This is a genomic window from Ferruginibacter sp. (assembly GCF_031430955.1).
In the GTDB taxonomy this organism is placed as follows: Bacteria; Bacteroidota; Bacteroidia; order Chitinophagales; family Chitinophagaceae; genus Ferruginibacter.
The window spans coordinates 1-6,999 of the sequence record NZ_JANPCM010000552.1; the positions used below are offsets into that span (position 1 = coordinate 1).

Sequence of the window (6,999 nt, forward strand, 5' to 3'; positions counted from 1 at the left end):
GTTATGAACTGGAAATGGCTTATGGAAAATATATAGATTACGGATTGCCCGATAAAATAATTTTTTCTTTTAACAGTAAAGACTATAAACTGCCTAAAGGAGTAACTTTTGATTTTGACGATGGCAGCGAAGCTAAAAAAACTACTGGCAACGCAAAAAATAAAAAAGGGAGGGCAGAAATAACTATAAGTTCTTACAGCATTAATAAAGGCATAGCCGATGCCGTTTTTCAATAAAAATGTTAGGCTTTATTTTTTAATAGTTGTATCTTAATAAAAAAAATACAACTATGGCAATTTTAAAAGTAATTGAATTGTTAGCCAATTCTAAAAAGAGTTGGGAAGATGCTGCACAAAACGCAGTTAAGCATGCAGCTAAATCTTTGCGTAACATAAAAAGTGTAAACGTAAATAACCAGAGTGCACAGGTAGATAAAAAAGGTGTTATTACCGAATTCAGGGTTAATGTAAGCATTAGTTTTGAAGTGGAGTAAAAAAGGAAAGGATTACCGGAAATTATAATTTCCGGTAATCCTCTGTATTTTTTATTCCGGTATATCAGTAATACGTTGATCAACTGCCCTCGCTAACATACCTGCACTAATTTTTTTAAGTGGATTTTTATATTGCTCTGCAAACTCTTTACGACTGTTTATTATATCCACACATTTAAAAATAGCTTCTCTAAAGGATGCTTCATCCGCTTTGCCTTTACCGGCAATATCAAAAGCAACACCATGGTCTGGAGAAGTTCGTACTCCGCTAAGGCCGGCAGTATAGTTTACACCTTCTCCAATAGCAAGCGATTTAAATGGTATCAATCCCTGGTCGTGGTACATGGCCAGTACCCCATCAAATTTTTCATATTGGCCCCGGGCAAAAAAAGCATCGGCAGGGTATGGGCCAAAACAAAAAATATCTTTTTGTTTGGCTTCTTTAACAGCAGGTTTAATAATTTCTTCATCTTCTTTACCAATTAAACCTTCATCGCCGGCATGTGGATTTAAACCAAGCACAGCAATTTTTGGCTTAGTTATTCCAAAATCTTTTTTTAAAGAGTTGTTGATGATTTGCAGTTTGCTGAATATATTTTCTTTGGTAACATGCACCGCAATATCTTTTACAGCAACATGCTCTGTAAGCAGTGCCACTTTAATATTTTCTGCTACCATAAACATAACAACATCTTTTACACCAAATAAATTTTTTAAATAAGGGGTGTGGCCTGTAAAATTAAATTTTTCGCTGTGTGTATTTTTTTTGTGAATAGGTGCAGTAACAAGGCCATCAATCTTACCATCTTTTAAAGCCTGTGCAGCAATGGTTAAACTTTTTACTGCATAATTACCTCCAATGTCACTTAATGTACCAGGCATAATACTTACTTCTTCTTCCCAGCAACTATACAAGTTTACCTGCTTATGGTTAATGCGGTTTAATTCTTTTATGCTTGTAAAATTAATATTAATATCAGGTACACTTTTGCGGTAAAAATTAATTACTTTATTATTTGCAAAAATAATTGGTGTGCAGATATCCAGTATCCTGTTATCGCCTAATGTTTTTATTATTAATTCAATGCCAATGCCATTTATATCTCCGCAACTAATACCTATAACAGGTTTATTTTCTATATTCGAACTCATATTTAATAATAATTTAGAAGTAAAAATACAATATCTAAAATTAAGTATTTAAAAGAAGAGAACAGTGTGGTTTATAAAATAAAAACTGCCTGTATTAGGTTAAAAATAGAGTAAGAATTAATTTTAATGCTACTCATTTTCGGTTATATGGCAAAGGATGTATTTGTATTGTAAGCAGCAATAAACCAACTGCTTTTAAATTATCTTTTAATTTAAAAGCAGGGGAATAAAAATGCCGGCGTATAAATAACAGTTGCCGTGTTAAGCTTTTTTCCATAAGATTTTACAAACCAGTTATAATCCGGCATTGTATATAAAAGCCAGGAAGAAAAAGGTTAAAGAGAATTATTGTGATGGTATCATTTTTTTGAAATAAATAATATTTATTAAGAAACATAGTAAAACAACGTAGTATTTTTTCATGCTTTGTAGTAAATAAATGACAGCGTTTGTAATTAAAAATGCAATTTTTTTTATTTCTTTACGTTTATGATATAATCTAATATCCAGTTAAACCAGTAAATCTAATTCAGTTTATGAAAAAACATTACTCATTTATAGTATTGTTGGTACTATTATGTAAAATTTCTACTGCACAAATTAAAGGCTCTAATGGCTCTACATTTGGCAACGATCTTTTTCTTAACAATCAAATTCTTGCAGACCAGGATAATGCCGGTAACGAGCAAAAGTCAAATCTTTCTCCCGAAAAAGCAGCACATTACAAAGCAGTGGAAAGCAAAATAGCCGCAGCCATAAGTGGAAAAGACCAGTCAGCAATGATGGTGCCCGGTACTGGTACAAATTATGATGTAAAATATTACAGGCTGGAACTTCGCATTAATCCTGATACTTCCATAGGCAAATACATAAAAGGTAAGGTTACTATTTATTTTAAAACTTTGCAGGCAAATTTTAGTGTAGCCAATTTTGATATGGCTACAGCTTTAAGCAGCGACTCTGTGTATTATCATGGCGCTAAATTAGCCGCTGGTAATATCAGCAGGGCTACTGCAAATCTTATAGCTATTACTCTTCCTGTATCACTTCCAACTATTGGCACGTTAGATTCTGTATCTATTTATTATAAAGGTGTACCTCCTCTTACCGCCGGCTTTAGCAACGGTACAGGGTATGTAAAATCAACCCATGTTACTGCTTCTGTTACTCAAAATTATGTTTACACATTATCAGAACCATATTCTTCTTTCAGCTGGTGGCCCTGTAAATCATTTGTGGTAAATGACAAAGCAGATTCGATGGATATGATAGTAAGTACACCATTGAATTTTAAAACTGCAGGCAACGGTACTTTGGTTTATGAGATAACTTCGGCCTCGGAAGTAAGAACTTACTGGAAAGAACGCTACCCAATTGCGGCATATCAGGTATGTACTGCTGTAGCTAATTATGTACAATACCCCACAATTGCCGATACCGTTATTATTGGAGGTACTAAAATGCCATATTATAACTATCTTTTTCCAGAAACTAACACTGCTGCGGCAAGTACATCGCTTGACAGGGTTAAATTAATGCTTACTACTTACAGTACACTATTTAGTGATTATCCTTTTAAAAATGAAAAATACGGTAACTATACTTTTGGATTTGGAGGAGGTATGGAACATAATACTTTTAGCGGAGAGAGCAGTTCGGGAGTTTATACTGCTGCTAATAACTGGGATATTTTGGCACATGAACTGGCACACCAATGGTGGGGCGCCAGTGTTACCTGTGGCAGCTGGCACGATATATGGGTGAACGAAAGTTTTGCAGATTACAGCGAAGCATTGCTTTTAGAGTTTGCACCATCTATTGCAACATCAGTAGGTATTACTGATTCTACGTGGAGGACAGCTAAAAAAACAGCTACAATTGGAGCAACTGCACAGGCAACTTATGTAACTGATACTTCTACAATTCTTACGATATTTACTCCATCTGTTTACATTTACGACAGAGGTGGTATGATTATTACCATGCTGCGTACATTATTGGGTGATACTAAATTTTTTCAGGCCTTAAAAAATTATCAAACCGATCCTCTATTAAACCAGGGAAATGGTTTTACAGCAGATGTTAAGCGCCACATGGAAGCAACTTCGGGCTTAAACCTTACTACATTTTTTAATCAGTGGATTTATAATACGGGGTATGCAAAATACAACTCTATTAAATGGAACAACTCCGGTACAAATATTATAATTAATATGGGGGCTCAAATAATTCAAACTTCTGCGCTTACTCATTTTGATATGCCCATAGTGCTTCGCATTAAAGGCAGTTTAGCTTCAATGGATACCAGTGTTGTTCTTTACGATCAGGGAGGTATTTACTATTACGTAAATAATGGCGTGCTAACACCCACAAGTTCAAACGTGGTTCAGTATAGTTTATCTTTTGTACCAACTACGCTTATTTTCGATTCGCGTAGCCAGGTAATAGCAACAGCAACTGCACCTACAAAAACTACAGTGCTTGGAACTGAGGTGCTAACGTTTACCGGTATTAAAGAAGGCAACAAAGCAACTTTAAACTGGAGCATTAACAGTGCACATGATTATTCATCTTTTGAAATTGAGAGAAGTGCAGATGGTAGTAGTTTTGAAAAAATTAGTACTATTAAAGCCATTGACAATCCTAACCGCAATGATTTTTCGTATGTAGATTTTAATATTTTAAATGCCACAGGTTACTACAGAATTAAAATATTGCAAAAAGACGGTTCTTTTATTTACACCAAAACAATCAGTATAGATAACAAAGCAGATTATTATTATACAATTACCCCTAATCCTGCAAAAAGTTATATCATAATTAATGGTTCGGGAGTAAAAGGTAATGCTGATATTTTGATACATGATGCAACAGGCAGGGTGGTGAAAAAAATAATTAATCAGTCTTTTATAAATAATAATAATTTAAAAATAAGTGTAGAAGATTTGGGAGCAGGAAATTATTTTGTAGAGATAGTAAGACCGAATGCTGAAAGCTATATTAAGCAAATTGTAATTATCCGTTAACGGATAATTACAACATAATAAATTAAATTCCGTACAATGAAAAATTTTTACACCCTATCAGTGAAAACCCTTTGCAGATTAATTTGCATTGTTGGTTTAGCAATTACATTTACAAAGGCAAGTGCACAGAAAGCAACTGTTGCAATACCTGTAGGTATCGGTAACCCTTGTAATAGTTCAGCAAGTGATTCTGTAAAATATTTCGATTATAATTCAACTTTAAATATACTTACACACAGGTCAAGGTGTAAGCCAATCCTTGCTGCACCAGGTTTTAGCGATAACCTGGCTACTGTAACATTTAATCCATATGATGGTCAGCTTTATTTTACTCAAATCGCACTTGTTTCCGGCATATATAATTCTTATACCTACAGATGGTTACCTACGGGTTGCCCTGGCCCTGCAAATTTGCCTGTTTACAAAACATTTCTAAATCAATTTGTTGCCGGTGTAGAATTTGATCCTGCAACAGGTTTAGGTTATCAAATAAATTTTGTTGATACTACAGGTTACCCGCCCATTAATCCGGATGCAACTGGTAATGTTGGGCAATTTACTTCCGGAGCTGTTGTTAATGGCGTTCCGGCAATTGCATATTACGATGTTACTAATTTAGATTTAAAATATGTAAGGTCTAATGATGCAAGCGGTCAGGCATGGGGAACTCCTGTAACAATATCATCTGCAGGCGATGTGGGTCAGCATATTTCTTTAATAATTGTTAATGGTAACCCGGCTATTTCATATTATGATGTTACTAACGGAGATTTAAAATATGTTAGATCAACAGATGTTAACGGAACTGCATGGGGTGCACCCGTAACAGTTGAAGCTGCAAATAATATTGGCCAGTTTACTTCTTTAAAAATAATAAACGGTAACCCGGCAATTTCTTATTACGATGTTACCAATGGGGACTTAAGATATGTACGTGCTGCTGATGCTAATGGTACTGCATGGGGTGTACCGGTAGCAATAGCAACTGCAAATAATATTGGTCAATATACTTCACTTGCTGTAGTAAACGGAAATCCTGCCATTTCATATTATGATGTTACCAATGCTGATTTAGTATATGTAAGATCTTCTGATGCTAACGGTACTGCATGGGCTGCACCTGTTGCAGTAGAAACAACTAATACAGTTGGTCAATTCACTTCATTGGTTGTAGTAAATGGCAACCCTGCTATTTCTTATTATCAGGGAAGTAACCAGGATTTAAAGTATGTACGTGCAACGGATGTTAATGGTGCTGCCTGGGGGGCAGGAGTTATAGTGGCAGCTGCAGGTAATTCGGGTCAGTACACTTCAATGGCAATTGTTAATGGTAACCCCGGCATTGCTTATTATGATGGTACAGGCCTTGATGTAAAATTTATAAGAGCTGCTGATGTTAATGGTACAACCTGGGGTGCGGCTTTTACCGGCGAAGCAACAGGTAGTGTTGGGCAGTACAGTTCATTAATAATTGCAAATGGCGACCCAGCAATTTGCTATTATGATTTTAGTAATCTTGATGTAAAATATGTACGTGCCTATGATATAAATGGTACAATTTGGTTTAAAAACGTAGGCATTTTTAAAATGGAATTACAGCAGGTAGATTTTTCAACCGGTTCTGTGGGTATTTCAAAACCACTTGATTTTGGGCCAAGATATATTTACAAGCAAAATGGAGATGTGGTAATGACACCCGGTGGCCAAATGCTGGCCGCATTCGACAATAAATATTTTACAGTAAACTGGAAAAATTACAATCTCGGTCTGCCGCTTGTGGCAACTTATATTGATACACTTGTTTTTCCTGCAGGCAGCAATCTTGTAGGGCTTGCTTATTCTGATGGTAAATTAGTAGGCAGTATCAGATCAAGTACTGCCTGTAACAGTACTTATAAGGAATTCGATATTTTAACAGGTGCTCAATCTGCCATTACTTATAATGCAGGGCCGGTGGCAAGTATTTTTACATCTGCCGATATGACTGATATTACTTCTGGTATTGGAGCTGCAAAAAAATTAATATCTGCAACAGAAAACCCTGTTGGTTCAAAAACTTACGATATAGTTTACGAAGTGGTAATAAAAAATTATGGTGGTACACCAGTTACCAGTGTACAGGCTTATGATACGCTTAATAAAATTAATGGGGTTTTAAATGTAATCAGCGGTTCTATTACATCTTTTATTGCCCCTCCAGGTATAACCCAAAATGCATTATACGATGGTAAAACATTGGGTAATTTTAATTTACTTACACCTGGGGGTACTTTATCAAATATACCGGGACAAAACACAATAACTTTAAGGATAACATGTAAAATTTCT

The 6,999-nt window shown here is 35.2% G+C and carries 4 protein-coding genes and 1 pseudogene; 4 read left to right on the forward strand and 1 reads right to left on the reverse strand.

Translation table 11 applies throughout. The annotated features are described in order from the left end of the window. Both ACY65O_RS15525 and ACY65O_RS15530 read left to right on the forward strand, forming a co-directional pair. Nucleotides 1-236 (forward strand): annotated as a pseudogene (locus ACY65O_RS15525) (hypothetical protein); the annotation flags it as partial. A gap of 53 nt (nucleotides 237-289) precedes the next feature. Then, the gene (locus tag ACY65O_RS15530) at nucleotides 290-493 is read left to right on the forward strand and encodes a dodecin family protein (protein WP_462221772.1); all 204 of its coding nucleotides are present in this window, start codon (nucleotides 290-292) and stop codon (nucleotides 491-493) included. A gap of 51 nt (nucleotides 494-544) precedes the next feature. Here the strand turns inward: ACY65O_RS15530 and pdxA are convergent, their stop codons facing one another. Beyond that, nucleotides 545-1,645, reverse strand: a complete 1,101-nt coding sequence (pdxA, locus tag ACY65O_RS15535; RefSeq protein WP_462221773.1) for a 4-hydroxythreonine-4-phosphate dehydrogenase PdxA — start codon at nucleotides 1,643-1,645, stop codon at nucleotides 545-547. Between the two features lie 536 nt (nucleotides 1,646-2,181). Here pdxA and ACY65O_RS15540 point away from each other — a divergent pair. Beyond that, nucleotides 2,182-4,671, forward strand: a complete 2,490-nt coding sequence (locus ACY65O_RS15540; protein ID WP_462221774.1) for a M1 family aminopeptidase — start codon at nucleotides 2,182-2,184, stop codon at nucleotides 4,669-4,671. Nucleotides 4,672-4,707: 36 nt separating this feature from the next. Continuing rightward, nucleotides 4,708-6,999 (forward strand): hypothetical protein (locus ACY65O_RS15545; RefSeq protein WP_462221775.1); only part of this gene is annotated, 2,292 nt, incomplete at its 3' end.